At 61.5% G+C, this 25,976-nt stretch carries 29 protein-coding genes; 12 read left to right on the top strand and 17 right to left on the bottom strand.

The annotated features are described in order from the left end of the window. Nucleotides 1–186 precede the first annotated feature (186 nt). Nucleotides 187–633 (top strand): paraquat-inducible protein A, encoded by a 447-nt coding sequence (locus AB4874_RS01605; RefSeq protein WP_368390685.1) that lies wholly within the window; start codon nucleotides 187–189, stop codon nucleotides 631–633. Here the strand turns inward: AB4874_RS01605 and AB4874_RS01600 are convergent, their stop codons facing one another. Beyond that, a complete protein-coding gene (locus AB4874_RS01600; RefSeq protein ID WP_295535027.1) occupies nucleotides 634–861 on the bottom strand; it encodes a DUF1150 family protein in 228 nt (75 codons plus the stop codon). Nucleotides 862–878: 17 nt separating this feature from the next. Then, a complete protein-coding gene (locus AB4874_RS01595; protein ID WP_295535025.1) occupies nucleotides 879–1,292 on the bottom strand; it encodes an Hsp20 family protein in 414 nt (137 codons plus the stop codon). A 218-nt stretch (nucleotides 1,293–1,510) separates the two neighbouring features. Here AB4874_RS01595 and AB4874_RS01590 point away from each other — a divergent pair, with 218 nt between their 5' ends. From AB4874_RS01590 to AB4874_RS01580, 3 genes are all read left to right on the top strand, one after another. Further along, nucleotides 1,511–1,729, top strand: coding sequence for a YdcH family protein (locus tag AB4874_RS01590; RefSeq protein ID WP_295535023.1), 219 nt, complete (start codon nucleotides 1,511–1,513; stop codon nucleotides 1,727–1,729). Nucleotides 1,730–1,810: 81 nt separating this feature from the next. Next, nucleotides 1,811–2,296 (top strand): 5-(carboxyamino)imidazole ribonucleotide mutase, encoded by a 486-nt coding sequence (gene purE / locus AB4874_RS01585; RefSeq protein WP_295535020.1) that lies wholly within the window; start codon nucleotides 1,811–1,813, stop codon nucleotides 2,294–2,296. Then, entirely contained in the window at nucleotides 2,289–3,353 is a 1,065-nt protein-coding gene (locus tag AB4874_RS01580; RefSeq protein WP_368390684.1) for a 5-(carboxyamino)imidazole ribonucleotide synthase, read from the top strand. The genes purE and AB4874_RS01580 overlap by 8 nt, the downstream gene beginning before the upstream one ends. A 52-nt stretch (nucleotides 3,354–3,405) precedes the next feature. Here AB4874_RS01580 and scpA read toward each other — a convergent pair whose 3' ends face one another. Then, a complete protein-coding gene (scpA, locus tag AB4874_RS01575) occupies nucleotides 3,406–5,535 on the bottom strand; it encodes a methylmalonyl-CoA mutase (protein ID WP_368390683.1) in 2,130 nt (709 codons plus the stop codon). Beyond that, nucleotides 5,507–5,854: a hypothetical protein gene (locus AB4874_RS01570; protein WP_368390682.1), complete on the bottom strand. Its 348-nt coding sequence runs from the start codon at nucleotides 5,852–5,854 to the stop codon at nucleotides 5,507–5,509. Before AB4874_RS01570 ends, scpA begins: the two co-directional genes overlap by 29 nt. A gap of 136 nt (nucleotides 5,855–5,990) precedes the next feature. On the opposite strand from AB4874_RS01570, the gene AB4874_RS01565 reads away from it, so the two are divergent. After that, complete coding sequence (locus AB4874_RS01565) at nucleotides 5,991–6,494, top strand: DUF4174 domain-containing protein (protein WP_368390681.1); 504 nt, start codon at nucleotides 5,991–5,993, stop codon at nucleotides 6,492–6,494. A gap of 80 nt (nucleotides 6,495–6,574) precedes the next feature. On the opposite strand, the gene AB4874_RS01560 is transcribed toward AB4874_RS01565, so the two are convergent. From AB4874_RS01560 to AB4874_RS01535, 6 genes are all read right to left on the bottom strand, one after another. After that, on the bottom strand, nucleotides 6,575–6,799 hold the full coding sequence (locus tag AB4874_RS01560) for a hypothetical protein (protein WP_368390680.1): 225 nt from the start codon (nucleotides 6,797–6,799) through the stop codon (nucleotides 6,575–6,577). 1 nt (nucleotide 6,800) lies between these two features. Beyond that, entirely contained in the window at nucleotides 6,801–8,804 is a 2,004-nt protein-coding gene (locus tag AB4874_RS01555) for an acetyl-CoA carboxylase biotin carboxylase subunit (protein WP_368390679.1), read from the bottom strand. A gap of 156 nt (nucleotides 8,805–8,960) precedes the next feature. Then, the gene (locus AB4874_RS01550) at nucleotides 8,961–9,167 is read right to left on the bottom strand and encodes a YMGG-like glycine zipper-containing protein (RefSeq protein WP_295535005.1); all 207 of its coding nucleotides are present in this window, start codon (nucleotides 9,165–9,167) and stop codon (nucleotides 8,961–8,963) included. A 337-nt stretch (nucleotides 9,168–9,504) separates the two neighbouring features. Beyond that, entirely contained in the window at nucleotides 9,505–9,900 is a 396-nt protein-coding gene (locus AB4874_RS01545) for a hypothetical protein (RefSeq protein ID WP_295535002.1), read from the bottom strand. A 364-nt stretch (nucleotides 9,901–10,264) separates the two neighbouring features. Further along, nucleotides 10,265–10,777: a DUF6497 family protein gene (locus AB4874_RS01540; protein WP_368390678.1), complete on the bottom strand. Its 513-nt coding sequence runs from the start codon at nucleotides 10,775–10,777 to the stop codon at nucleotides 10,265–10,267. Nucleotides 10,778–10,786: 9 nt separating this feature from the next. Beyond that, nucleotides 10,787–12,319: an acyl-CoA carboxylase subunit beta gene (locus tag AB4874_RS01535; RefSeq protein ID WP_368390677.1), complete on the bottom strand. Its 1,533-nt coding sequence runs from the start codon at nucleotides 12,317–12,319 to the stop codon at nucleotides 10,787–10,789. 222 nt (nucleotides 12,320–12,541) lie between these two features. Here AB4874_RS01535 and AB4874_RS01530 point away from each other — a divergent pair, with 222 nt between their 5' ends. Continuing rightward, nucleotides 12,542–13,936 (top strand): helix-turn-helix domain-containing protein, encoded by a 1,395-nt coding sequence (locus tag AB4874_RS01530; RefSeq protein ID WP_368390676.1) that lies wholly within the window; start codon nucleotides 12,542–12,544, stop codon nucleotides 13,934–13,936. 59 nt (nucleotides 13,937–13,995) lie between these two features. Here the strand turns inward: AB4874_RS01530 and AB4874_RS01525 are convergent, their stop codons facing one another. The 5 genes from AB4874_RS01525 to betI form a co-directional block, all read right to left on the bottom strand. Continuing rightward, nucleotides 13,996–14,241, bottom strand: a complete 246-nt coding sequence (locus AB4874_RS01525) for an HP1242/YdcH family protein (protein WP_368390675.1) — start codon at nucleotides 14,239–14,241, stop codon at nucleotides 13,996–13,998. A gap of 72 nt (nucleotides 14,242–14,313) precedes the next feature. Continuing rightward, a complete protein-coding gene (locus AB4874_RS01520; protein WP_368390863.1) occupies nucleotides 14,314–14,928 on the bottom strand; it encodes a thermonuclease family protein in 615 nt (204 codons plus the stop codon). Nucleotides 14,929–15,024: 96 nt separating this feature from the next. Beyond that, complete coding sequence (gene betA, locus AB4874_RS01515) at nucleotides 15,025–16,677, bottom strand: choline dehydrogenase (RefSeq protein ID WP_368390674.1); 1,653 nt, start codon at nucleotides 16,675–16,677, stop codon at nucleotides 15,025–15,027. A 73-nt stretch (nucleotides 16,678–16,750) separates the two neighbouring features. After that, a complete protein-coding gene (gene betB / locus AB4874_RS01510; protein WP_368390673.1) occupies nucleotides 16,751–18,202 on the bottom strand; it encodes a betaine-aldehyde dehydrogenase in 1,452 nt (483 codons plus the stop codon). Beyond that, nucleotides 18,199–18,780, bottom strand: a complete 582-nt coding sequence (gene betI / locus AB4874_RS01505) for a transcriptional regulator BetI (protein WP_295534983.1) — start codon at nucleotides 18,778–18,780, stop codon at nucleotides 18,199–18,201. The genes betB and betI overlap by 4 nt, the downstream gene beginning before the upstream one ends. Before the next feature lie 113 nt (nucleotides 18,781–18,893). On the opposite strand from betI, the gene choX reads away from it, so the two are divergent. The 4 genes from choX to choV are packed head-to-tail and all read left to right on the top strand — an operon-like array spanning nucleotide 18,894 to nucleotide 22,403. Next, nucleotides 18,894–19,838 (top strand): choline ABC transporter substrate-binding protein, encoded by a 945-nt coding sequence (gene choX / locus AB4874_RS01500; protein ID WP_368390672.1) that lies wholly within the window; start codon nucleotides 18,894–18,896, stop codon nucleotides 19,836–19,838. Further along, nucleotides 19,835–20,512 (top strand): hypothetical protein, encoded by a 678-nt coding sequence (locus AB4874_RS01495; RefSeq protein WP_368390671.1) that lies wholly within the window; start codon nucleotides 19,835–19,837, stop codon nucleotides 20,510–20,512. The genes choX and AB4874_RS01495 overlap by 4 nt, the downstream gene beginning before the upstream one ends. Next, nucleotides 20,509–21,345: a choline ABC transporter permease subunit gene (gene choW, locus AB4874_RS01490; protein WP_295534974.1), complete on the top strand. Its 837-nt coding sequence runs from the start codon at nucleotides 20,509–20,511 to the stop codon at nucleotides 21,343–21,345. The genes AB4874_RS01495 and choW overlap by 4 nt, the downstream gene beginning before the upstream one ends. Beyond that, nucleotides 21,342–22,403 carry a choline ABC transporter ATP-binding protein gene (gene choV, locus AB4874_RS01485; protein WP_368390670.1) on the top strand — a complete coding sequence of 354 codons (1,062 nt, stop codon included), beginning with the start codon at nucleotides 21,342–21,344 and terminating at the stop codon, nucleotides 22,401–22,403. The genes choW and choV overlap by 4 nt, the downstream gene beginning before the upstream one ends. Before the next feature lie 109 nt (nucleotides 22,404–22,512). Here the strand turns inward: choV and AB4874_RS01480 are convergent, their stop codons facing one another. Together AB4874_RS01480 and AB4874_RS01475 are read right to left on the bottom strand one after the other, a co-directional pair. Continuing rightward, on the bottom strand, nucleotides 22,513–23,421 hold the full coding sequence (locus AB4874_RS01480; protein WP_295534968.1) for a DMT family transporter: 909 nt from the start codon (nucleotides 23,419–23,421) through the stop codon (nucleotides 22,513–22,515). A 53-nt stretch (nucleotides 23,422–23,474) separates the two neighbouring features. After that, nucleotides 23,475–24,077, bottom strand: a complete 603-nt coding sequence (locus tag AB4874_RS01475; protein ID WP_368390669.1) for a LysE/ArgO family amino acid transporter — start codon at nucleotides 24,075–24,077, stop codon at nucleotides 23,475–23,477. Nucleotides 24,078–24,165: 88 nt separating this feature from the next. On the opposite strand from AB4874_RS01475, the gene AB4874_RS01470 reads away from it, so the two are divergent. Both AB4874_RS01470 and AB4874_RS01465 read left to right on the top strand, forming a co-directional pair. After that, nucleotides 24,166–25,020 (top strand): LysR family transcriptional regulator ArgP, encoded by an 855-nt coding sequence (locus AB4874_RS01470; protein ID WP_368390668.1) that lies wholly within the window; start codon nucleotides 24,166–24,168, stop codon nucleotides 25,018–25,020. A gap of 57 nt (nucleotides 25,021–25,077) precedes the next feature. Further along, entirely contained in the window at nucleotides 25,078–25,899 is an 822-nt protein-coding gene (locus AB4874_RS01465; RefSeq protein WP_295534960.1) for a TIGR00282 family metallophosphoesterase, read from the top strand. Nucleotides 25,900–25,976: the final 77 nt, after the last annotated feature.

The raw sequence follows: 25,976 nt of genomic DNA, 5'->3' as shown, positions 1-25,976 counted from the left end.
GGAGCAGCGCCAACAAAAGGCCGACACGCTGCTCGAACGCGATCTGCGTGACATTCCGCCCACGCTCGGCTACGAGTTGGAAGATGGTGGCACGCAGCCCAATCTGGTGCCGATGCCCAAGAAATAGCGGCGCTTTTGCGTCCAAACTCACGGCCCTCAGGACGGCCTCAGGACCCGGCGCACCCGATGTTGAAATTCGCCAATCTGGCGCTGCTGATTTTGTTTCCCATCGCTTGGGCCGCGCCGATCCTGCGCGCCGGCTGGCTGCCGTTTTTCGACCTCGACACGATCTCGGTGCTGTCGGGCTTGCAAAGCCTGTGGGGCACCGATGTGTTCTTGGCCGTGACGGTCACGTTTCTGGCGCTGTTTGCACCCTATTTGAAGGTGATCGGGCTGGCTTTGGTGCAGTTCGGACTTGCCTCAGATCGGCTGCGCCCGGCGCTGGGGATGCTTGGTAAGCTGGCGATGGCCGACATCTTTTTGATCGCGCTCTATATCGTGCTGGCCAAGGGGATGGGATTGGGTCGGATCGAGACCGGATGGGGTCTTTATCTGTTCACCTTTTGCGTCGCCGCATCGCTTGCGATCTCAATTTTGGACGCGCGCCGCAGCGCACGCCCAAGCTCATCGTGATCAGTGCACCGAGACCGGCGCCAGATCATTCTCACGCGCGACCATAAAGGCCACCGCGCGATCCTTGACTAAGGCCAAGCGCTCGCCATTCTCGTCGTGAACGGCATACAAATGGTCGATCCCTGCCAGTTCATCTTGCATCTCTTGGGGCAAATCCACGACCGCCACTTCGCGGATATAGACGATGCGATCGTCGCGCTCGCCCCCAAAATCATATTTCGTTTCCATAGCTGCGTCCTCCTGCCTCATTCGCGTTTGATCGGAATACTTTGCACGATCCGATCTGGCGCAGAGCGCATCAGATCAATGTGCAGCAAACCGTTTTCCATCGCCGCCCCTGCCACATCGACCCCATCGGCCAGCACGAAGCTGCGCTGAAAGGCCCGTGCGGCAATGCCGCGATGCAGATACAGTTTTTCGCCCGCCTCTTCGGATTGGCGTCCACGGATCACCAAGGCCCGATCTTCCAGCGTGATCGCCAGATCGTCTTCGCCAAAACCGGCCACCGCCAGCGTGATCCGAAAGCGATCCTCACCGCTTTGTTCAATATTATAGGGCGGATAGGTATCAGACCCCGCCTTTGCGGTGCGCTCAACTAGGCGCTCCAACTGGTCAAACCCTAACAGATAGGGATGCGCTCCAAAGCTTAGTTTCGTCATCAGGCATGCCCTTATCCAAGCGACATTGCAAAAATCCGGATCCCGCGCGTCGGCAACCCGTTCTGATGAAAATATGGGCAGCCGGGCACGTCACTGCAAGTGCCAAGCCGCCATCGTTAATGTTGATTTTTTCCCGCAGAGGTAAGAATTTGGTATAAGAGTTCCCTGTCCGCCCTTGCTGAGTCGGGCTTTTTGTCATCACAAGCGGATTTGCGCATATGAACGCTCGTATCGAGATGGAGCACGATGAGGTGCTGCGCGTGGAACTCGAGGTTCTCAAACGCGAACACCGCGATCTTGACGAGGCGATTCACGCCCTCACCGAGGCGGTGCATTCCGATCAGTTGCGCCTTGTGCGGCTGAAAAAGCAAAAGCTGGCGCTGAAAGATAAGATCGCGCGGATCGAAGACCAGCTGACCCCCGACATCATCGCCTAAGCCCCCGAAACGCCCGGCGCAGGGCTTGCCGCCACGCCACAGCTTTCTATAGTGCGCCCTTGATCTGCGAGAGGGCGTTTTATGAGCGTGAAAGTGGGAATCATCATGGGGAGCCAGTCCGACTGGCCCACGATGAAAGAGGCGGCAACTGTTCTCGATGAACTCGGCGTGGCCTATGAGAGCCGCATCGTCTCGGCCCATCGTACGCCAGACCGGCTGTGGGAGTACGGCAAAACCGCCGTGGATCGCGGCTTGCATGTGATCATCGCAGGCGCTGGCGGGGCGGCGCATCTGCCCGGCATGATGGCGTCAAAAACCCGCGTGCCGGTGATCGGCGTGCCGATTCAGACCCGCGCGCTTTCGGGTGTCGACAGCCTTTATTCCATCGTGCAAATGCCCAAGGGTTTCCCGGTTGCCACTATGGCGATTGGCGCTGCGGGCGCGGCCAATGCCGGGCTGATGGCGGCGGGTATCTTGGCGCTGAACGACCCCGATCTGGCGCAGCGGCTCGATGCGTGGCGCACGGCCCTCTCGGCCTCAATCCCGCAGGAGCCGCAAGATGACTGAAGCGCTGGCAACTGGGTCCGTCATCGGCATTTTGGGCGGTGGGCAGTTGGGGCGGATGCTGTCCGTCGCGGCCTCACGGCTTGGCTTTAAAACCCATATTTTTGAACCCGGTGCGAACCCGCCCGCCGCGGATGTCGCACATGCCGTGACCACCGCCGCTTACGATGACGAGGCCGCGCTGCGCGCCTTTGCCGCCAGCGTCGATGTGATCACCTATGAGTTTGAAAACGTCCCGACCTCGGCGCTCAATCTGCTCGAAACGCTCAAACCGATCCGCCCCAATCGCCGTGCGCTGGCGGTCTCTCAGGATCGGCTGCTCGAAAAGTCCTTTCTCAGCGAGCTGGGTCTGAGCACCGCGCCTTTTGGCGCCGTCGATGACAGTATCGATCTGGCCGAAGCGATCGCGGAAATCGGCTGCCCCGCGATCCTCAAAACCCGTCGTTTCGGCTATGACGGCAAGGGCCAAGCCGTAATCCGCGCCCCCGAACAGGGCGAGGCCGCGCTGGCTTCGCTGGCCGGAGCGCCCGCAGTTTATGAGGGCTTCGTTGACTTCCAGACCGAAATCTCGGTAATCGGCGCGCGCGGGTTGGATGGCGCGATTGCCTGTTTCGATCCGGGCCAGAACGTACATACAAACGGCATCTTGCACACCACGACCGTGCCCGCCGCGATCTCGCCCAGCCAGCGCACCGATGCCGTGCTGATTGCTGCCAAGATATTGAACAAGCTGGATTATGTCGGCGTGATCGGGGTTGAGCTCTTCGTCACCAAAGACGCGCTGATCGTCAACGAATTCGCCCCGCGCGTGCATAATTCCGGCCATTGGACGCAGGCGGGCTGCGCCGTGGATCAGTTCGAACAGCATATCCGCGCGATCACCGGCTGGCCGCTGGGCGACGGGTCGCGCCATGTCGATGTCGAGATGGAAAACCTGATTGGCGATGATATGGACCGCGTGCCGGAACTGGCGAACAAGCCGCGCACGCAGATCCATCTGTATGGCAAGGCCGAGGTCAAGCCGGGTCGTAAGATGGGCCATATAAACCGCATCCTGTAACGCGCCCTGATACGCAAGGCCGGGGGCACCCGCCCCCGACCCGCAATTTTGTTTAGCTGCGCGTTTTGCGCAGGATTTCCAGAATTTCGCGCGCAGCCGAGGGGATATTCGTGCCCGGCCCGAAGATCGCCTTCACCCCAGCTTTTTTCAAGAAATCATAGTCCTGCTGCGGGATCACCCCGCCGCAGATCACGATGATATCGTCTGCGCCCTTGGCCCGCAGCGCCTCGATCAGCTTGGGTGCAAGCGTCTTGTGACCCGCCGCTTGCGAGGAAATCCCCACCACATGCACGTCATTGTCGATCGCGTCCTGCGCGGCCTCATCCGGTGTCTGGAACAGCGGCCCCACATCGACGTCAAAGCCGATATCGGCGAAGGCGGTCGCGATCACCTTGGCGCCGCGATCATGCCCGTCCTGGCCCATCTTGACCACCAGCATGCGCGGGCGACGACCCTCTTCCTCGGCGAATGCCTCGACATCCGCCTGGATCTGGGCAAAGCCCTCATCGCCGTCATAGGCCGCGCCATAGACGCCCGAAAGCGTTTTGACCTCGGCGCGGTGGCGGCCGAATTCTTTCTCCATCGCCATCGAAATCTCTCCTACGCTGGCACGCGCGCGCGCCGCATCCACCGCCGCTTCCAGCAGGTTGCCACCCTCTTTCGCGCGCCGCGTGATCTCGTCCAAAGCCGCCTGACAGGCCGCTTCGTCGCGGGTCGCCCGCATCTTTTCAAGCCGCGCAATCTGGCCGTCGCGCACCTTGACGTTGTCGATATCAAGGATGTCCAGATCGTCTTCTTTTTCCAGACGATACTTGTTCACACCCACGATCACCTCTTCACCCCGGTCGATCATGGCTTGGCGCTTGGCCGCCGATTCCTCGATGCGCAGCTTGGGCATACCGCTGGCAACCGCCTTGGTCATGCCGCCCATTTCCTCGACTTCCTCCATCAGCGCCCAAGCCTTATCGGCCAGTTCCGCCGTGAGGCTTTCGACGTAATAGCTCCCCGCGAGCGGGTCGACGACATGGGTGATTCCGGTCTCTTCCTGCAAGATCAGCTGGGTGTTGCGCGCAATCCGGGCGCTGAAATCGGTGGGCAGCGCAATGGCCTCGTCCAAGGCATTGGTGTGCAAGCTTTGCGTGCCCCCCAGCGCCGCCGCCATCGCCTCATAAGCGGTGCGCACCACGTTGTTATAGGGGTCCTGCTCGGCCAAACTGACGCCCGAGGTCTGGCAATGGGTGCGCAGCATGCTTGATCCCGGCTTTTGCGGGTTGAACTCGCTCATCACGCGGCTCCACAGCAGACGCGCCGCACGCAGTTTCGCCGCCTCCATGAAGAAGTTCATCCCGATCGCAAAGAAGAAGCTGAGCCGCCCGGCGAATTTATCGACATCCATGCCCGCGTTGATCGCCGTGCGCACATATTCGCGCCCATCGGCCAGCGTGAAGGCCAGCTCTTGCACAAGGTTCGCGCCTGCCTCTTGCATGTGATAGCCCGAGATCGAGATCGAGTTGAATTTCGGCATCTCATTGGCGGTATATTCGATGATATCGGCGATGATGCGGATGCTCGGCTCGGGCGGGTAGATATAGGTGTTGCGCACCATGAACTCTTTGAGAATATCGTTCTGAATCGTGCCCGACAGGACCGAGCGATCCACGCCCTGCTCTTCGCCCGTGACGATAAAGTTCGCCAGAATCGGAATCACAGCACCGTTCATCGTCATGGAAACGCTGACTTTATCCAGCGGGATACCGTCAAACAGGATCTTCATATCCTCGACGCTGTCAATCGCCACACCGGCCTTGCCGACATCGCCCTCAACGCGGGAATGGTCGCTATCATAGCCGCGATGGGTTGCCAGATCGAAGGCCACCGACACCCCCTGCTGCCCCGCCGCCAGCGCCTTGCGGTAAAATGCGTTGCTTTCCTCGGCGGTCGAGAAGCCGGCATATTGGCGGATCGTCCACGGGCGGCCAGCATACATCGTTGCGCGCGGGCCACGGGTAAACGGCGCAATCCCGGGCACGCCGCCCAGATGCTCCAGCCCCGCCACATCCGCCTCGGTGTAAAGCGGCTTCACCTCGATCCCCTCCAGCGTCTGCCAGTTGAGATCCTCAAGCGCGCGCCCGCGCAATTCCTTCTCGGCGAGCTTACGCCAATCGGCTTGCTTGTCGGTCATGGTCATGTCCTTCTTCCTCTGTCGCCGCGCCGGGGTTGGCCCCCGTCCTTTCGGCTGAAACGTCCATCCAGTCGATGCCCGGCAGCGCCACGCGCAGCCAAGCGATATCCTCACGATATTGCGCCACCATCGCGACGCGCGGTGCACCGTCTAAGGGCATCCAGCGCGCGTGATCGGGGCGCATAAACCCCTGCCCTGCCCCCGCCAGCCCCGCGCGCGTGCGGTCCGGCCCCCAATAGGCCGTGCCGCTGACCGCCAAAGCACCGGTATTTTGCAACATCCTCGCCTGCATCGCCGTCGTGCCGATGCGACGGAGCAAACCCGCTTCACCCAACGACGAGTGTGCGCAGAAACGTCTTGAGAGGCGTCTAAAAGGCGTATTTTGCGAAAATTGACGCGATAGGGCGTGGTTTGGCCGCGCCCGCGCACCTATATCTTGGGCAGGAGAACATATCATGGCATCACCACGACTTCTTGCACTCACGGCCCTTGCGGCGCTGTGCCTTGGCTTTGCGGCCGTTGCGCAAACGACCCCTCTGCCCGATGCGCCCACCACGCCGCAAACGACCGCACCAGAGACCGCCCTTGATGCGAACGGCTTTGCCCCGGTTGCGGGGGCCGATGCCTCGCTTGAGTCCCTGATCTGGCAAAAGCGCCCCGTCGTGGTTTTTGCCGACAGCCCGTTTGACCCCGCCTTCAAGGACCAGATGCGCCTGCTCGAGGTGCGCTGGCCCGAACTGGCGGCGCGCGATGTGGTGGTGATTGCTGATACCACTCCGAACCCGCCCTCAGCAGTGCGCCTGAAACTACGCCCACGCGGCTTTTCGCTGGTGATCATCGCCAAGGACGGCACCGTGAATTTGCGCAAACCCCGCCCTTGGGACGCGCGCGAGATCATCCGCTCGATCGACAAAATGCCGATCCGGCGCGAGGAAATCCGCAGCGGCGCACAGCAATAGACGGGGCTAGCTGATCGCATTGGCGCCTCCAACGCTGCGCGCCATCAAAATGCGCGCCGCCACATATGCGAGCAGGCTAATCACGGTAACTTACTTAGTATTTTCCGGAGAGCATCGATGCCCTCCGGTCCAAATTGCAATGATTGGCTCACTTTAGCGGGAAACGCGCGTTCCGGACTGCCATAGGTGTCGATTTGCAGGTAAATCTCACCAGCTATTTCAAATACATGATAGGTAGCGTCAACATCCTGATGGACACTGGTGCGGCCTTGCTCCCGTTCTTGAAGTTTCGAAACGCGCGCCATCTTATTCGAACTCCATGATGATTTCGTCCACCGCAAGGCTGGCGCCCGCCTCGGCCTTGATCGACTTCACTCGGCCCTTGCGTTCGGCGCGCAGGATGTTTTCCATCTTCATCGCCTCGACTGTGGCCAGCGCCTGACCGTCTTGCACCTCGTCGCCCTCGGAGACGTTGATCTTCACCACCAGACCCGGCATCGGGCACAGCAGGAATTTCGACGTGTCGGGCGGCAGTTTCACCGGCATCAACTGCGCCAATTCGGCCTGACGCGGGGTGCGCACATGCGCCTTCAAATCTGCCCCGCGCAGCCGAATGCGGAACCCCATCGGAATTTTACCGACCTTGAGCACCAGCGGCGCGCCATCAACCGTCAGTTTCGCCAGCGGATCGCCCGGCGTCCAATCGCTTTCGATGCGCATCTCGGTGCCGTCCTCGAACACGACGGTCGAGCCCTGCTTGTCGGCCTGGATCACCAGTTTGAAATCCTGATCCTGCAGCGAAACAACCCAGTCCTTGCCGACCTTGCGTTCGTGATTGCCCAGCGTCCCCGATATCTTCGTGCGCCGAATTTCCGCCACCCGTTCCATCGCCGCCGTTGCCGCCGCCACGCGACACAGAATATCGTCGGACAGGGTAACCCCCTCAAAGCCCTCTGGATATTCCTCTTCGATAAAGGCGGTGGTAATATTGCCGCTCTCGAACCGCTCATGATCCATCACGGCGGCACAGAACGGCAGATTGTGACCGATGCCCTCAACCTCGAACGTATCGAGCGCCAGACGCATCTCCTCAATCGCCTCGGCGCGCGTCGGTGCCCAAGTACACAGCTTGGCGATCATCGGGTCGTAAAACATCGAGATTTCGCCGCCCTCATAAACGCCAGTATCGTTGCGCACGATGCCCCCTGCCTGCGTCTTGCCCTCAACAGGCGGACGGTAGCGGGTCAGACGCCCGATCGAGGGCAAAAAGCCGCGATAGGGGTCTTCGGCGTAAAGACGACTTTCAATCGCCCAACCGTTGATACCGATATCGCTTTGTTTCATCGGCAGTTTTTCACCGTCAGCAACGCGGATCATCTGCTCGACCAGATCAATGCCGGTGATTAGCTCGGTGACCGGGTGTTCCACCTGAAGACGGGTGTTCATCTCGAGGAAATAGAAATTCCGGTCGCCATCCACGATGAATTCGACCGTGCCAGCGCTGGTGTAATTCACCGCCTTGGCCAGCGCGACCGATTGCTCTCCCATCGCCTTGCGCGTCGCCTCATCAAGGAACGGGCTCGGCGCTTCTTCGATGACCTTCTGGTTGCGCCGCTGGATCGAGCATTCGCGCTCGTTCAGATAAACGCAGTTGCCGTGTTTGTCGGCGAGCACCTGAATCTCGATATGGCGCGGTTGGGTGACGAATTTCTCGATGAAAATCCGGTCATCGCCAAAAGAGTTCGCCGCCTCGTTCTTGGACGACTGAAACCCCTCGCGCGCCTCTTCGTCATTCCACGCGATGCGCATGCCCTTGCCCCCGCCCCCGGCACTGGCCTTGAGCATCACGGGATAGCCAACCTCGCGGCTGATTTTCACCGCCTCATCGGCATCCCCGATCAGCCCCATATAGCCGGGCACAGTGGACACGCCCGCCTCTTTGGCCAGCTTTTTCGAGGTGATCTTGTCGCCCATCTTCTCAATCGCGCCCGAGGGCGGCCCGATAAAGACCACGCCCTCTTTCTCAAGCGCCTCGGCGAATTTCATGTTCTCGGACAAGAACCCATAGCCCGGATGCACGGCCTCGGCGCCGGTCTGGCGGATCGCGTCCATGATCTTGTCGATCACGATATAGGATTGGTTGGCAGGCGCGGGACCAATATGCACCGCCTCATCGGCCATCTGCACATGCAGCGCCTGCGCATCGGCATCGGAATAGACGGCGACCGTCTTGATGCCCATTTTCTGCGCCGATTTGATGACCCGGCAAGCGATCTCGCCGCGGTTCGCAATCAGGATTTTCTTGAACATATCCGGTCCTTCCCCTCGGGTGCCCACGCGTTACGCGTGCGGCCCCGCCTGTCGTGATCTTGAGGTGAGCAATAAGAAAAACCGCCACCAAGGCACGCGGCCCCGATGACGGCTTTAACGAAATCCTGCGGGCCCGAAGGCGCGCTCTCGTCTGTTTTAGTAGCTGCGCGAGCACACGCCCGCGTCGTCGCAATAGGTGCCTGCGAGTGCGCCAAGGGCCGCGCCCGCGACGATGTTGTTATCGGTCGCATCGGCAATGACGGCACCGCCTGCGGCGCCTGCCAGCGCGCGCTGACCGTCGGTCTGCATGCAACCTGCAAGCGCAAGGCCTGCGATGAGGATAAGGATAGGGGTCTTGCGCATAGGACACTGCCTCCGTGAGCGGTTATTATTGCACACGAATTTATCGCAAAGTCGTGAAAAGCCAATGCAAATCTTGCGCGTGTTCCGCGATCGGCAAAGCGTCGCCGATTCGCTTCCGCCAAACCCTTTCTGGAAAAAGAAAGCTGCGACCTGACCCAAGGATCAGGCCGCAGAGAAAGGGAAGGGGTAGGGATAGTAAGTCGTGACCCGCAGGGGTTGGGGACTAAGCGAGCCACATCGCTAACCTGACCTGCGCACGCCCCGATTGCAAAGGGGAAATTGCACACCCCCGTAGGTTCGGCGGCTTGCTGCCAACTGCCGGTTCGGGACGGCGAAATCATGCCCAATCCTCGTCGTCATCATCCTCGTCAAAGACAAAACTCGCAGGATTGGCAAACACTTCGGGAAAGGCCGCCTCGGCGCGCTTGACGTCAATACGCAGCAACGCCTCATAGCTTTCGGGATCAAACGGGTCCTCGGCCGCCACCACCTCGCGGCCAAACAGCCAACTGATGCGCCCGGCATCCAGATTGCCCCGCTCAAACGGTTCCTCGCCAAACTGCGCCCAAAGCGCCGCCATGAAACCAGCATCCGCCTTGCGATCATTGCTTGCGCGATCCGCAAAGCGCTCACGCTTGATGATCTTTGTCGCGCCCTTCTTGTTGGCGCGCCGAATCGTGAATTGATAATCGGTCGAGGGCAAACGCCCCGGAAAACCGCGATGTTTCAGCATGCCACGCCCCCCGATTGCAGGGCGACCGAACCGCGGGCCGCGACCGGGACGGGGCCGAAACCCCGCCCCAGGACGGTCTTACTTGTATTTACCGGTATAGACCGGTTCTTCGGTGACCGGTGCAGCCATCGGCTCGGGTTTGGGTGCGCAAGCCGCGACAAAGCCAACCAACGACAGTGCAATGAGAAGTTTCGACATGGCGTTCTCCTGTCCAAGGACACGGTCTGACCCCAACGGGCAGCTTCAGCCGCATCCGGTTTCGTAAGGGAAAGAAGATTCTCTTTCCCAAAGGTAAGGTTAGCCCGCAAAGCGTATTCACGAAAGCGCGATTTGTGCGTGATCGCCACGCCCTGCTCTTTCGACCTTAGTAGAACTGCCATTCACATTTTCCTTTATCGACCAAAAACGTGTCGAAATATTGTATCGCGGCGTGATCGACCTCGCCGAACGGCACGATCCGATCCGACAGGCTGACCACCACCTCCGAAGGTTCTGGCGCGGGGCGCGCGATGCGCGGAGCGACCCAAGAATTACACAGGGCCTCGATATCGGCCAAGGCGATCTCTGGGCTCAACGGACTGGGCCCGCCAATCTGGGGCGCGAGAAAGCGAAACCGATAGGTCAACCCTAGCGGCCCCTGCGCCGTGTGGATCACATCGACCCACCAGACCTTTTGCCCCGATGGCACCGCAATCGCCTTGCCATGCGTGCCCTCTGGCCCATCGCCGGGCTCCAGATCATCGGGATGCATCACCACCCCGTAATCGGGCACAGGGCTGACCTCGCGCAGATCTTGGGCCAAGACCGGACAGCCCAACAGCGCCCCGGCCAACAGACCGGGGACAAGCGCCCTGAAACCGAACTCGATCCGCCCCATCACATCCCCTTACAGTGGAATATTATCGTGTTTCTTCCAAGGGTTGGTCAGCTTCTTCGAGCGCAAGGACGCAAACGCCCGCGCCACGCGCCGCCGGGTCGAACGCGGTTGGATCACCTCGTCGATAAAGCCCTTTTCCGCCGCCACAAAGGGGTTGGCAAAGCGGTGCTCATAATCGGCGGTGCGCTGCGCGATCTTGTCCTTATCGCCCAATTCCGAGCGATACAGGATCTCGACCGCGCCCTTGGCCCCCATCACCGCGATCTCTGCGGTGGGCCAAGCGTAGTTGAAATCGCCGCGCAGATGCTTGGACGCCATCACGTCATACGCGCCGCCATAGGCCTTGCGCGTGATCACCGTGACCTTCGGCACCGTCGCCTCGCCATAAGCAAACAACAGCTTCGCGCCATGCTTGATCACGCCGCCATATTCCTGCCCCGTGCCCGGCAAGAAACCCGGCACATCGACCAGCGTCAGGATCGGAATTTCAAATGCATCGCAAAAGCGCACAAAGCGCGCGGCCTTGCGGCTGGAATCGATATCTAGGCAGCCCGCCAGCACCATCGGCTGGTTAGCCACCACCCCGACGGTCTGGCCCTCAAGCCGGATAAAGCCGGTGATGATATTGCCCGCGAAATCCTTTTGAATCTCAAAGAAATCGCCCTCATCGGCGATTTTCTGGATCAACTCTTTCATATCGTAAGGCGTGTTCGGGTTGCTCGGGATCAGCGTATCCAGCGAGGCCTCGATGCGATCCACGTCATCAAAGAACGGCCGCACAGGGGCCTTTTCGCGGTTGGAAAGCGGCAGGAAATCGATCAGGCGACGGGTCTCAATCAGCGCTTCGACATCGTTCTCATACGCGCCATCCGCGACCGAAGACTTCTTGGTATGCGTACTCGCCCCGCCCAGCTCTTCAGCCGTAACCACTTCATTGGTAACGGTTTTTACCACGTCCGGACCGGTGACGAACATGTAGGAACTGTCCTTCACCATAAAGATGAAATCGGTCATCGCCGGGCTATACACCGCGCCCCCCGCGCATGGCCCCATGATCAGGCTGATCTGGGGGACAACGCCGCTGGCCATGATGTTGCGCTGGAACACATCGGCATATCCGGCAAGCGAGGCCACGCCCTCTTGAATGCGCGCGCCACCCGAATCGTTGATCCCGATCACCGGCGCGCCATTTTGCACCGCCATATCCATGATTTTGCAAATCTTTTCGGCATGGGTCTCGCTCAGCGAGCCGCCAAACACCGTGAAATCCTGCGAGAACACATAGACCATGCGCCCGTTCACCGTGCCCCAGCCGGTGACCACGCCATCGCCATAAGGCTTGCTCTCTTCCATGCCGAAATCGGTGCAGCGATGGGTTTTGAACATGTCGAACTCTTCGAACGAGCCCTCATCCAGCAGCAATTCCACCCGCTCGCGCGCGGTCAGTTTACCCTTGCTGTGCTGCGCTGCGATGCGCTTTTCGCCACCACCGAGCCGCGCTTGTGTGCGCCGATCTTCCAGCTCTTCCAGGATGTCTCTCATGGGGATCCTCCGACTATTTTCAGGCACAGTATACAAGCGCAACGCTCTTACAAAGGGGATTTCAGAAAATTTGCAAAACATTGGCAGGATGCGTTTAGCTAATTGCAACGTTGCAAAGACCCCACCTCGAAACCGCTTACAAACACTGCCACCCCACCCGTGCATAGAATTTGACGTGGTTGATTTGCAAAGCTACAAAATGATTTGCAAAGGGAGGGTGTGATGGCGATTCAGAAACTCTATGCCGGGGTCAAACTGCGCGAAACTCGCACCCGTCTGGGCCTGACGCAAAAGGCCTTTGCCGAACGACTCGGCGTGTCGTTGCCCTATCTCAACCAGATGGAAAACAACCACCGCCCCGTTTCGGCGCAGGTGGTGTTGGCGCTGGCCTCGGAATTTGGCCTTGATGTGACCGAACTGTCGGCAGGCGATGCCGAGCGTCTCGTCAGCGACATGCGCGAGGCGCTGGCCGATCCGATCTTCTCTGATGCGACCCCACCACTGGCCGATCTGCGCCTTGCCGCCTCCAATGCCCCTGCCCTTGCGCGCGCTTTCTTGGAAATGCACCGCGCCTATCGCCAGACCCATGAACGCCTCGCGTCGCTGGACGAGGCATTGGGCCGCGACGGCGCGCATATGGTCATGAGCCCTTGGGAAGAGGTGCGCGACTTCTTTCACTATTGCGACAATTACATCGACGCGGTGGATCGCGCGGCCGAACGGTTTTCTTGCCCCAATGGCAAACGCTTGGACCCCATTCCTCATGCGATTGAAACCCTCGCCAAACGGGGCATAAAAGTGCAGTTTTCCGACATCGGGCCGCTGCGCGCCCTTGATGGCGACCGGCTTGCGATCAACGCCCATGTGGGCAAGCCGACGCAGGCGTTTCAACTGCTCCATCAGGTGGCGCTGCTCACCCAAAACGACCTGCTTGAGGCCACACTGGACCTCGCGCGCTTTCAATCCGACACCGCGCGCGCCATCGCAAAAATCGGCTTGGCGAATTATTTCGCGGGCGCGGCGCTGCTGCCCTATCGCCCCTTCCTGAGCGCGGCCCAAGACACCCGCCACGACCTTGAACGCCTCAGCGACATCTTCTCGGCCTCAATCGAGCAGATCGCCCACCGCCTCTCCACCCTGCAGCGCCCCGGCGCCAAGGGCATCCCGTTCTTCTTCGTGCGCGTCGATCAGGCCGGAACGATCACCAAACGCCATTCCGCCACCCGGCTGCAATTTGCCCGGTTCGGTGGCGCCTGCCCGCTGTGGAATGTCCACCAAGCCTTTGAAACGCCAACACGTTTTCTGCGCCAATTGGCTGAGACTCCCGACGGGATGCGCTATCTCTGCCTTGCGCGAGATGTCTCCAAACCCGGCGGAAGCTTCACCGCCCCGGTGCGGCGCTACGCGATTTGTCTGGGCTGTGAGGTCAGCCACGCGCAGGGACTGATTTATGCCGATGATATGGAGCTGGGCAATCCCAAGGCCTACGAACCGATCGGGATTTCCTGCCGCATCTGCGAGCGCAAAAACTGCCATCAGCGCTCGGTCCCGCCGCTGGAACGCCAGCTGCTGGTCGATCCCGACCATCGTGGCCTTTTGCCCTATGATATCGCCTAAAAAAACGCGCCCCGAGGTCTCCCCCGAGGCGCATTTCAATCTGGTATCAAACGTCGCGATCAGACCGCAGCGGCGCTCAGCATCCGTGCGATTTCGTCTTTCACCGCTGCGCGTTTCTTGCGCAACTCGGTCTCAACCAACGAATCGACCGGATCGACATTGGTCTCGGCGCGATGCACCTGAACGTTAATCGTATCATATTCCTCAAGCAGCTTTGCAAAATGCGCGTTTGAAATTTTCAAATCGTGCAGTTGCTCTAGCTGTTGGGGGAATTCTTCTTGCAGCGTATGCGGCGTATTGGACATATCGTCTCCCTTTCCATCAAGTTTGAGTGATTCTACCGCAGCGATTAGCCTGTGACCTTGATGCGCATCAAGTCAGCCCCCCGCGCGCCGCCATCCCGCGGCTTTTGCCTGCGCCTCCGAGCAAAACCAACGTTCGCCCTTGCGCGTGTTGATCCGGGTCGCTTCGTAAGACCGCATCCCCGGCACGTGATAGAGATGCCCGCGCCCCGAGATATTGCCTTTAATCGCACAGCCCGATTGCGGTGGGGGCGTCCCTGCCCGCGTTTGCGCCCGCATCAAATCGGGCCGCTCGGCGTTGCCTTGCCAAACCCCGCGCCGTGCCGATTTCGCCTCGGCCTCTTGGCGCACATAGGCCATGGAATACTTGCGATAGGCGAATGCCGCCCCGCGCGCCACCATCGCTGCGTTCAGATCGCGCCCACCGGCACGGCACACCGCAATCAACCGGCCATAGCGATCCTCTTCATCGCCCGAACACCGCACCTCTTGCGCCGCCAAGGCCCGCAGCGCAGCGGTCGCCGCCGCCCCGCAAGACCACGCCCCGCCCGAAGCGCGCTGGCAGGTCTGCTTCGATTCCGGCGCATCAATGCCAAACAGGCGCACACGCGTGTTCTCAACCACCAAAGTGTCGCCATCCACGACCCGAGGCACCCCCGAAACGGTGGCCGCCATCGCGGGCGAGAGCATCGTTAACAAAAGAAAACAAATCCTGAACATCCGCAAGATATGGTAGGAGCGCCGAGCAAGATCAACCTATTTCGTGGTGAGAGGTTAATTCGCCCCTCAGCGCTGCGTCACTTGCCAGTTGCTCGCACCCTCCGGCACCAGATTTTCGCGCGCCAGCGGATCGCGCCCCAGCAGATGATCGGCGACCTTCTCACCCACCATGATCGAGGGCGCGTTCAGATTGCCATTGGTGATGCGCGGAAAGACCGAGCTATCGGCCACCCGCAGCCCCTCCACCCCGATCACGCGCCCCTCGGGGTCCACCACCGCGCCCGGATCATCCGCCGCGCCCATCCGCGCCGTGCCGCAGGGATGATAGGCGCTTTCGGCATGCTCACGGATGAACGCGTCAATCTCCGCATCGCTTTGCACCGCATCGCCCGGCTGGATCTCATGCTTCACATGCGCCGCCATCGCGGGCTGCTCAAAAATCTCACGCGTCAGCCGGATGCATTTGCGAAACTCTGCCCAATCGTCGGGATGGCTCATGTAGTTGAACCGAATTTCGGGTGCCACCGCCGGATCACTACTCGCTAGCCGCACCGAGCCGCGCGATTTCGACCGCATCGGGCCGGTATGCACCTGAAACCCATGTCCCTCGGCGGCGGCTTTACCATCATAGCGCACCGCAATCGGAAGGAAGTGATACTGGATATCAGGGTAGTCGATCCCGGCATCAGATCGAATAAACCCGCAGGCCTCAAACTGGTTCGACGCCCCCAGCCCCGTGCCGCTCATCAGCCATTGCGCGCCCACCCAAGCCTTGCCAAAAAGGTTCCAATACCGATACAGCGTGATCGGCTTGAGCGCGGCAAATTGCATATATATTTCAAGGTGATCCTGCAGGTTCTCTCCCACACCCGCACGATCCGCCAAGACTTCAATCCCGTGTTCGCGCAGATGATCCGCCGGACCAATTCCCGAAAGCATCAACAGCTTGGGCGTATTGATCGAACTGGCCGCCAGCACCACCTCGCGCCCCGCAGCGATCACCTCGATGCGTCCCTTGCGCTCCACCTCAACACCCACCGCGCGCTTGCCCTCAAAGACCACCCGCCGCGCCAAGGCCCGCACGATCCGCAACCGCCCGGTCTTGAGCGCCGGGCGCAAATAAGCATTCGCCGCCGACCAGCGCCGCCCCTTGTAAATCGTGGCCTCCATCGGCCCAAAGCCCTCTTGGCGCGCGCCGTTGTAATCCTCGCTCACCGGGTAACCCGCCTGCTGGCCCGCCGCGATAAACGCATCAAATAGCGGGTTTCTGCGCGGCCCACGCGTCACATGCAACGGCCCCGACGCCCCGCGCCATTCGGAGGCGCCGCCATGCCAATGCTCCATCCGCTTGAAATAGGGCAGCACATCGGCAAAGCCCCAGCCCTGCGCACCCATCGCTTCCCAATGATCGAAATCGCGCGCATGGCCGCGCACATAAACCATCCCGTTGACGCTCGACGATCCGCCCAACACCTTGCCGCGCGGCGTGGCCAAGCGCCGCCCGCCCAACCCCGGCTCTGGCTGACTGGCAAACCCCCAATCGTAAATCGCCATATTCATCGGATAAGACAACGCACCGGGCATCTGAATGAACGGCCCGGCATCGGACCCACCATGCTCGATCACCAAGACGTCACGCCCCGCCTCGACCAGCCGATAGGCCAAGGCCGAGCCCCCCGACCCCGCGCCCACGATCACGAATTCCGCAGATTGCGCCATCATCTTCCTCTTGACGAAAATATCCTCGGGGGGTCTGGGGGGCAGACAGCCCCCCAGCCTCGCCAAGATTGCCTCAATACGGGCTTTCGACCGGCCCCATGCCGACATAGACCGACTTCACTTGCGTATAATGCTCGATTGCCGCGCGCGAATTCTCACGCCCAAAGCCCGAGCCTTTCACCGCGCCAAAGGGCATTTCCACCGGCGTCAGGTTATAGGCGTTGATCCAGCAAGTGCCCGCCTGCAGCTGGCCAATCACCCGATGCCCGCGCGTCAGATCCCCGGTGAACACCCCCGCCGCGAGCCCGAATTGCGTGTCATTGGCCCGCGCGATCACCTCATCTTCGGTGTCGAAATCCAGCACCGACATGACGGGACCGAAAATCTCTTCGCGCGCGATGGTCATGGTGTCGATCACATCGGCAAACACCGTGGGCTGCACGAAAAGCGGCCCCTCATTGCCCTGCGCACCACCACAGATCAGCCGCGCCCCCTCGGATTTCGCGCTCTCGATATAGGACAGCACCTTGTCGCGCTGTGCCGCCGAAATCAGCGGCCCGAACTGAGTGGCCTCGTCTTGCGGATCGCCTGCCAGGATGCGCCCCGTGCGCTCGGCCAGACGCGTCAGAAACGCGTCCTTGATGTCCTTTTGCACAAACACCCGCGTGCCGTTGGAACATATCTGCCCCGAGGAGTAGAAATTCGCCAGCATCGCCGCGCCAACGGCGCTGTCCAGATCGGCATCCTCGAACACGATCAGCGGAGATTTCCCGCCCAGCTCCATCGTGACATGTTTCATCCCCGCCGCGGCCGCTGTGTAAACCTTGGCTCCCGTGGGCACCGATCCGGTCAGCGACACCTTGGCAATCCGCGGATCAGTGGCCAGCGCCGCGCCCACCGCGCCAAAGCCCTGAATCACATTGAACAGTCCCGCAGGCATCCCGGCTTCGATGAAAATCGCGGCCAGTTGCAACGCGCCCAAAGGCGTCATCTCCGAGGGTTTGAACACCATCGCATTGCCGGTCGATAGCGCGGGCGCGGCCTTCCAGCAGGCAATTTGACTGGGGTAATTCCACGCCCCGATCCCCGCACAAACGCCCAAAGGTTCGCGCAGAGTATAGGCAAAATCGCCCCCAAGCGGCATCACCTCACCCGTCAGAGTCGGCGCAAGCCCCGCGAAATATTCCAGCGCATCCGCCCCCGAGGGCCAATCCGCCTCGCGCGTTTCCTGAATGGGCTTACCGGTATCAAGCGTTTCCAACTGCGCCAATTCCTCGGCCCGCTCGCGGATGATCGCCACGGCACGGGTCAACACGCGCGCACGCTCCACCGGCTTGCGCGCCGCCCAATCCTTTTGCGCGCCAACCGCGCCCGAAATCGCCGCCTCGATCACCGCAGGCGTGGCCGCATGTAGCCGCGCGATCACCTCGCCCGTGCCGGGATAAGTGACCTCGATCACCTCGCCTGCAGCATCTTCCATCCAGTCGCCATTAACGAAATGGCTCGCTTTCGGTTGCGCCTTCATTGCACGCCCTCCAATTCTTTCTCCAGATGCGCCAGCACCATGTTGCAGGCGCGCTGCCGGTCCAACGCGCCCCCCGCCAACGCGGCACGAATATAGACCCCGTCGATCAGTGCGCCCAAACCCTCGGCCACCGCCTCCGCGCGCCCACCCACGATGGGCCGCAACCCACACAGCAGGTTCGAGCGTAGCCGCGATTGATAGACGCGCAGCAAGCGCCGCGCAGGCTCGCTCGACTGCGCCAAAACGTAGAAATTCAGCCAAGCCGAAATCGCCTCACCACGAAACGACCCGGCGGCGAAAGACCCGATCACCACCGCGCGCACCCGGTCGCGCGGGCGGCGCGCCGTGGCCAAAGCGCCGCGCACCTCGGCCCCGTATAGCGTCAGGATCGAGCGCATCGCGGCGAGAAATATCTGCTCTTTCGACCCGAAATAATGATGCGCCAGCGCCGACGACATCCCCGCGCGGCGCGCAATCTGCGCCACCGTCACGTCCAGCGACCCCGCATCGCCCACAGTCTCAATCGTGGCTTTCACCAGCGCCGCGCGCCGTATAGGCTCTGCTCCAAGCTTGGGCATCATGTCTCTCGTTTCTGACGGTTACCTGATCGTTCCGGGCTAGAATATGTTTATTGACTCGTCAATCAACAACCGCAAACTTGCGGTTTGACGCAGTGACAGGGAGAAAAAATATGACTGTCCGTTCCACCCTAATCGCGCTTGGTGCCGCGCTGACGCTGGGCTTTGCCGCCAGTGCGCCGGTGCAGGCCGCCGATTGCTCTAGCGTGACCTTCTCGGATGTCGGCTGGACCGATATCACCTCGACCACCGCCGCCGCGACCACGGTTCTCAACGCCTTGGGCTATGAAACCGATGTCAAAGTGCTGTCGGTTCCCGTCACCTACGAGGCGCTGTCGAAGGGCGATGTCGATGTGTTTCTGGGCAACTGGATGCCGTCGATGGCGGCCAATGTCGATCCCTACACCAACGATGGCACGGTCGAGACGCTGGGCGTAAACCTGACGGGCGCGAAATACACGCTGGCCACCAATCCCGCCGGCGCCAAGCTCGGGATCAAGGATTTCGCCGATATCGCCAAGCATAAAGACGCGCTCGACGGCAATATCTACGGCATCGAGCCGGGCAATGACGGCAATACGCTGATCCTTGGCATGATTGACAAGAACGAATTCGATCTGGGCGGCTTCAAGCTTAAGGAAAGCTCGGAACAAGGTATGCTGGCGCAGGTCGCGCGGGCCGATAAGGCGGGCAAACCGATCATCTTCCTCGCGTGGGAACCCCATCCGATGAACGCCAATTTCGACATCACCTACCTGTCGGGCGGTGATGACGTGTTCGGCCCGAACTATGGCGGTGCCGAGGTGATGACCAACGTGCGCAAGGGCTTTGTGCAAGACTGCCCCAATGTCGGCAAGCTCGTGTCCAATCTGCAATTCACCCTGCCGATGGAAAACGAGATCATGGGCAAGATTTTGGACAATGGTGAAGCGCCCGAAAAAGCCGCCAAGGACTGGCTCGCGGCCCATCCCGAGGTCTGGCAGAACTGGCTTGAGGGCGTGACGACCAAAGACGGCGGCGATGCCCGCGCGGCGGTCGAACAGGCGCTTGGCAAGTGATCCGAGGCGAACAAAACAAGGGCGCGCGCGGCGCAATCTGCGCGCGCCTTGTCTTGGGCGTGGCGCTGGCCCTGCTTGCTGTGCCCGCCCAAGCCGGCGAACCGCAGGCCCCCTGCCCGACCCGCGCCGATCTGCACGCCGAGGGCATCATCCTGTCGCGCACCACACCCCGCATGAGCGAGGCGTTTCGCTATGAAAACGGCCAGCTCATCGGCTATCGCGCCGACGACCCCGACCTTGGCCGCCCGCCGCAACGCGAACTCTTCGCCCATCCGCTGGCCATCGCCACGCGGCAATCCGCCGGACACGAATTCACCCTGCGCTACACCGAGGACCCCGCCGCGCTAAGCACGCTGTCGCAAAAAGGCAGATGGTCCAGCCCGGTCGCGCTGATCGTGGATGGCAAGCCAGAGCGGCAAGGCACGATCGTCTATACCTATCGCGGCCCCGGCTCGGTGCAGATTGGCACCTGCAGCTACCCCGTCTGGCAAGTGCTCGAGCGCGTCGACTTGGGCGATCTGCACTCGTCCTTCCTCAAGGAATTCGCTCCCGATCCCGGCATCGTCATACGCTCGACCAAGCTGGACCCGAAAACCAGCAAAGCCCTGTCGCAGGTCGCGTTTGACGCCATCACCGTGCGCAAGAAAAAATCAACCGACAAAGGACAGGAATGACCTGGCTGACCGACACCAAGATCCCCGTGGGCCAAACCGCCAAGGCGGTGATCGACTGGCTGCAAACCCATGCCAGCCCGTTTTTCGACGCGCTCTCGACGCTGATGCAAGGGCTGATCGACGCGATCTTATGGGTGTTTGGAACGCCCCCGCCGCTGGTGGTGATCGCGGTGTTCATGGCGCTGGCGTGGTGGTTGCAACGCAGCTGGATTCTGACCCTGCTGGTGGGGCTGGGTTTCGCCTTCATCGTTAATCAGGGCTATTGGGTGGAAACCACCGAAAGCCTCACACTGGTGCTGTCGGCCTGCGTCGTGTGCATGGGGGTGGGCGTGCCCATCGGCATCGCCACCGCGCATCGCCCGCGCCTCTATGCGGTGCTGCAACCAGTGCTCGACCTGATGCAAACCCTGCCCGGTTTCGTCTACCTGATCCCCGCCATCGTGTTCTTTGGCATCGGCATGGTGCCCGGCCTGATCGCCACCGTGATCTTCGTGCTGCCCGCGCCGATCCGCCTGACGCATCTGGGCGTGTCCTCGACCCCTGACACCTTGATCGAGGCCGCCCAAGCCTTTGGCGCCACCAAACGCCAGCTGCTCTGGAAGGTCGAGCTGCCCTATGCCAGCCCACAAATCATGGCCGGGCTAAACCAGACGATCATGCTATCGCTCTCGATGGTGGTGATCGCAGCGCTGGTGGGCGCGGATGGGCTGGGCGTGCCGGTGGTGCGCGCCCTCAACACCGTTAACACCGCGCTTGGCTTTGAATCGGGATTCGTGATCGTGGTGCTCGCCATCATTCTGGATCGCATGCTGCGCCGGGAGGCCAAGAAATGAGCGATCTGACCGATCCCAGCAAAACCGCGGGCCTTGCGGTGCGTTTCGACAATGTCTCGATCGTCTTTGGCGATGATCCACAAGCCGCTTTGCCGCTGATGGATGAGGGCCTGTCGCGCCCCGATATTCAGGACCGCACCGGCCAGATTCTCGGCGTGCATGATTGCTCGCTCGATGTCGCCGAGGGCGAGATTCTCGTGCTTATGGGCCTCTCGGGCTCGGGCAAATCTACGCTGCTGCGCGCGGTGAACGGGCTTAACCCGGTGGCGCGCGGCTCTGTGCTGGTCTGTGACGGCAACGCTATGGTCAATGTCACCCAAGCCAATGCCGCCACCCTGCGCCGGATTCGATTGCACCGGGTCGCCATGGTGTTTCAGCAATTTGGCCTGCTGCCATGGCGCAGCGTGCGCGAGAATGTGGGCCTTGGCCTTGAACTTGGCGGCATGTCGAAATCCGAGCGTCGCGAGCGCGTCGAAACCCAACTCGCACTGGTAGGCCTTTCACAATGGGCGGATCGGCAAGTCGCGGAACTTTCAGGCGGCATGCAACAACGCGTGGGGCTGGCGCGCGCCTTCGCGACCGAGGCCCCGATCCTGCTGATGGACGAGCCGTTTTCCGCACTCGACCCGCTCATCCGCGCCCGCCTGCAAGACGAATTGCTGGACCTGCAAGCCTCGCTCAAACGCACGATCATCTTCGTCAGCCACGACCTCGACGAAGCGTTCAAGATCGGCAACAGGATCGCGCTGATGGAAGGCGGACGGATCGTGCAATGTGGCACCGCGCGCGACATCATCGCCCACCCGGCGAATGACTATGTCGCCGATTTCGTGGCCCATATGAACCCGCTGGGCGTACTGCGCGCCGCCGATCTGGCGCAGGCCGCTGATGACGCAACACGCGCAACCGTCTCGGGCGCGCGCGTCGCGCTGGATACGCCGGTGAAAGAGGTGATGGAACGGCTGCGCGATGAGCCAGCCGTCGCGCTCAGCGATGGCCGCCTGATCACCCGCGAGGGCGTCATCGGGGCGCTGATCGACCCCAAGGGCAGCGCGTGAGGGCGGGGTCGGAATGAGTATTTCTGGCTAGATGAAATCCAGGTTTTGCCTTTTCATCTAGCGAAAAATACTCCCGCCGGAGGCATCCGAGAGGGCAGCCAGCGCGCGCCTAGAGTTTGGTCGCAGGCGCTGGCGGGGTGATCGGGCGCTTTTTGATCTGGGATTCCCGCCACGTCATATAGCTGACCGCCACGATGATAATCGCCCCACCCAAAATGACGTAAGGGTCTGGGACTTCGCCGAAAATGCTCCACCCCGCCAGCGCGGCCCAGACCAGTTGCAGGAAGATCACCGGCTGTGTCACGCTCACCGGGGCGGCGGCGAAGGCGCGCGTCATCGTGTAATGGCCCGCGGTCGCGAACAGCGCCACTGCGCCCAGCCAAAGCGTGGCCGATAGCGAGATTGGCTGCCACTCCCATAGCGCCAGCGGTGCAAGCGCCAGCGTCACCACCAGCGTCATCATTGCCACCACTGTGCTGGCGGGCACAAAATCGGTCAGCCGCTTGGCCGACAGATAGGCCGCGCCAAAGAACAGCGCCGCGCCGAGCTGGGCGATATGACCGGGCTCAATCGCGCGCACTCCGGGGCGCAGGATGATCAGCGCCCCGATCAACGCCACGCCGATGGCGCTGAGTCGCCGCCACGCCAGCCCCTCGCCCAGCAGCAATGCGCCGCCCACCGTCACCACGATCGGGTTGAGGTAATTGATCGCAGTGACATCGGCGATCGGGATATGGGTCATGGCGTAAAACCACAGCACCACCGCCACCGCGTGCAGCACTCCGCGCAGACCAAACAGCACCCAGACCTCGCGCGCGAAGCTGCGCCGCAAAATCCGATTCAGCGCGGGGGCGAAAAAGATCAGTCCCCAGGCAAAGCGCACAAAGGCCGATTGCGCCACGGGCACCGAACTGCCCAGCCAATGCACGATGATATTCACGATGACGAAACACAGTGTCGTCGCAAGCATCCACAGGATGCCGATCATCGGGCGGTTGGCTTTGGGGTTCGCGATCATGCGCCTGTTGGACTCTGAAACGCACGCATCCGCAAGGGCCAGATTTGTATCCGTTACAGCCCGCCCATCGCGAGCCGCCACGCGATTGAGCCCATCACCAGCGCGATCAGCAGATCAAACACACGCCATGCGGCGGGTTTGGCAAACAGGGGCGCCAGCAGTCTTGCGCCATAAGCCAACGAAAAGAAAAACAAAAATGAGGCGGTGATTGCGCCCATCGCGAACGCAACCAGATGGCCCGCAAATTGCGCCGACACCGCACCCAGCAGCACCACCGTATCCAGCCAGACATGCGGATTGGCCCAGGTGAATGCCGCCACCGTCACCAGCACCGCACGCAAGCTGGGCGCCTTGCCCTGCCCGGCCTCAAGATGTTCGCCACCCCGGATTGCCGCGATCAGCGCACGGATCGCATACCATGTCAGGAAGGCCACGCCGCCCCAGCGCAGGATCTCGGGCAGCCAAGGCAGCGCTGTGCTGGCGGCAGCAAATCCCGACACGCCCAGCGCGATCAGCAGCGCATCTGAAAGCGCACAGAACAGCGCGACCGCAAAGACATGTTCGCGCCGCAGCCCTTGGCGCAGCACGAAGGCGTTTTGCGCACCGATCGCCACGATCAGCCCCAGCCCCAATTTCAGCCCCGCCCAAAATGCCATTGCCCGCCCCTTTTCATTGCGGCTTCCTTCTGAGGCGGCGCTCGGATAAGTTCCAGTTAATTTACCTAAGCTGAAATAAGTTTTGCTTATGTTTGACTATGCAACGCTCGAGGCGCTGGCCGCCGTGGTGGAAACCGGCTCGTTTGAGGGGGCGGCAGCGCGCCTTGGCGTGACACCACCCGCGATCTCGCAGCGCATCAAGGCGCTGGAAGAACGCATGGGCGCGGTGTTGGTGATCCGCACCCAGCCCTGTCGCGCGACCGAGGACGGGGCGCGACTGATTTCCCATCTGCGCGAGGTCGCGCTGCTCGAGGCGCAGCTTGCGCCCGACGCGGTTGCGCCGGTGCTGCGCATCGCGGTGAATGCGGACAGCCTTGCGACTTGGGTGATCGCGGCGCTGGCGCAGGTTGAGGATGTGATGTTCGATCTGGTGATCGACGATCAGGACCACGCGCATCACTGGCTGCGCCGGGGCGAGGTGGTGGGCGCGATCACCGCCGATCCGGGGCCGATTGCGGGCTGTGACTCGGTAGCGCTGGGGCGGCTGCGCTATATCGCGACAGCCTCGCCTGCGTTTATCGCGCGCCATTTCCCGGACGGGGTGAATTGCGCGGCCCTGCGCGCCGCCCCAGCGCTGCAATTCAACGCCAAGGATCGCTTGCAAGAGCATTGGGCGGCGATGATCTGCGGGAGGCCTGTCAGCCTGCGCGCGCATCGCATCGCCTCGAGCGAGGGGTTTGTGGACGCAGCCCTGTGCGGGCTGGGTTGGGGGATGAACCCCGAGCCGTTGGTGCGCGACGCATTGGCGCGCGGCACGCTGGTGGCGCTGGGGCCTGCGCCGCTGGACGTGCCCCTGCATTGGCAAAGCCAGCGCAGGCTGAAAGGCCCGCTGGCCCCGCTGAGCAAGGCAGTACGAAAAGCCGCCAAAGGCGTGCTTTTATAGCCTATTCGCGCCGATCCCCATTGCCCTTGATCCGCGCCCGCCCTATTGCTGCATTTTATGAAGCTGTTATTTTTAGGCGATGTGATGGGGCGCGCGGGGCGTGCTGCGATCACCGAAAAACTCCCGAAGCTGCGCGCGGATTGGCGGCTCGATTTTGTCGTGGTCAATGGCGAGAACGCCTCGGGCGGGATGGGTCTGACGGGCGAGCATGCCAAGCTGCTGCTTGATGCGGGCGCCGATGTGGTTACGCTGGGCGATCATGCCTTTGATCAAAAGGACATGCTGCGGTTCATCGATGGCGAGCCGCGCATCATCCGCCCGCTGAACTATGCCAAGGACGCACCGGGGCGCGGCGCGCGGGTATTTTCCGACACGCGCGGGCGCAAGGTGTTGGTGGCGCAGGTGTTGGGCAATGTGTTCATGAAACGCGCCTTTGACGACCCGTTCTCCACCATTGAGGCTGAACTGAAACGCTACCCGCTGGGGGGCGCGGTGCAGGCCTGTCTGGTGGATATGCATTGCGAGGCGACAAGCGAGAAAATGGCGATGGGCCATTGGTGCAACGGGCGCGCTAGTATCGTGGTGGGCACCCATACCCATGTGCCTACGAGCGATGCGCAGATTCTCGACAAGGGCACCGCCTATCTCAGCGATGCGGGGATGTGTGGCGATTATGATTCCGTCATCGGCATGTCCAAGGCCGAGCCGATGCGCCGTTTCGTGACCGGCATGGCCAAAGAGCGCTTTAGCCCTGCGCGCGGCGAGGCGACCCTGTGCGGCTTTTACGTCGAGACCGATGACCGCACCGGGCGTGCGACGCGCGCCGAACCCGTGCGCATTGGCGGTAAACTGGCGCAGGCGGCCCCGCTGCTATCGTGACACACCCGACTTGGGTGCGTCAAAATCTGGCATTTCGGCAAAAACTGGCGAAACCGGGCAGGCAGGCGCAGGGCGCG

The organism is Thioclava arctica (genome assembly GCF_040892615.1).
GTDB classification, from domain to species: Bacteria; Pseudomonadota; Alphaproteobacteria; order Rhodobacterales; family Rhodobacteraceae; genus Thioclava; species Thioclava arctica.
Note: the sequence above shows the minus strand (reverse complement) of the source record. Positions and strands in the feature narration are given on the sequence as shown.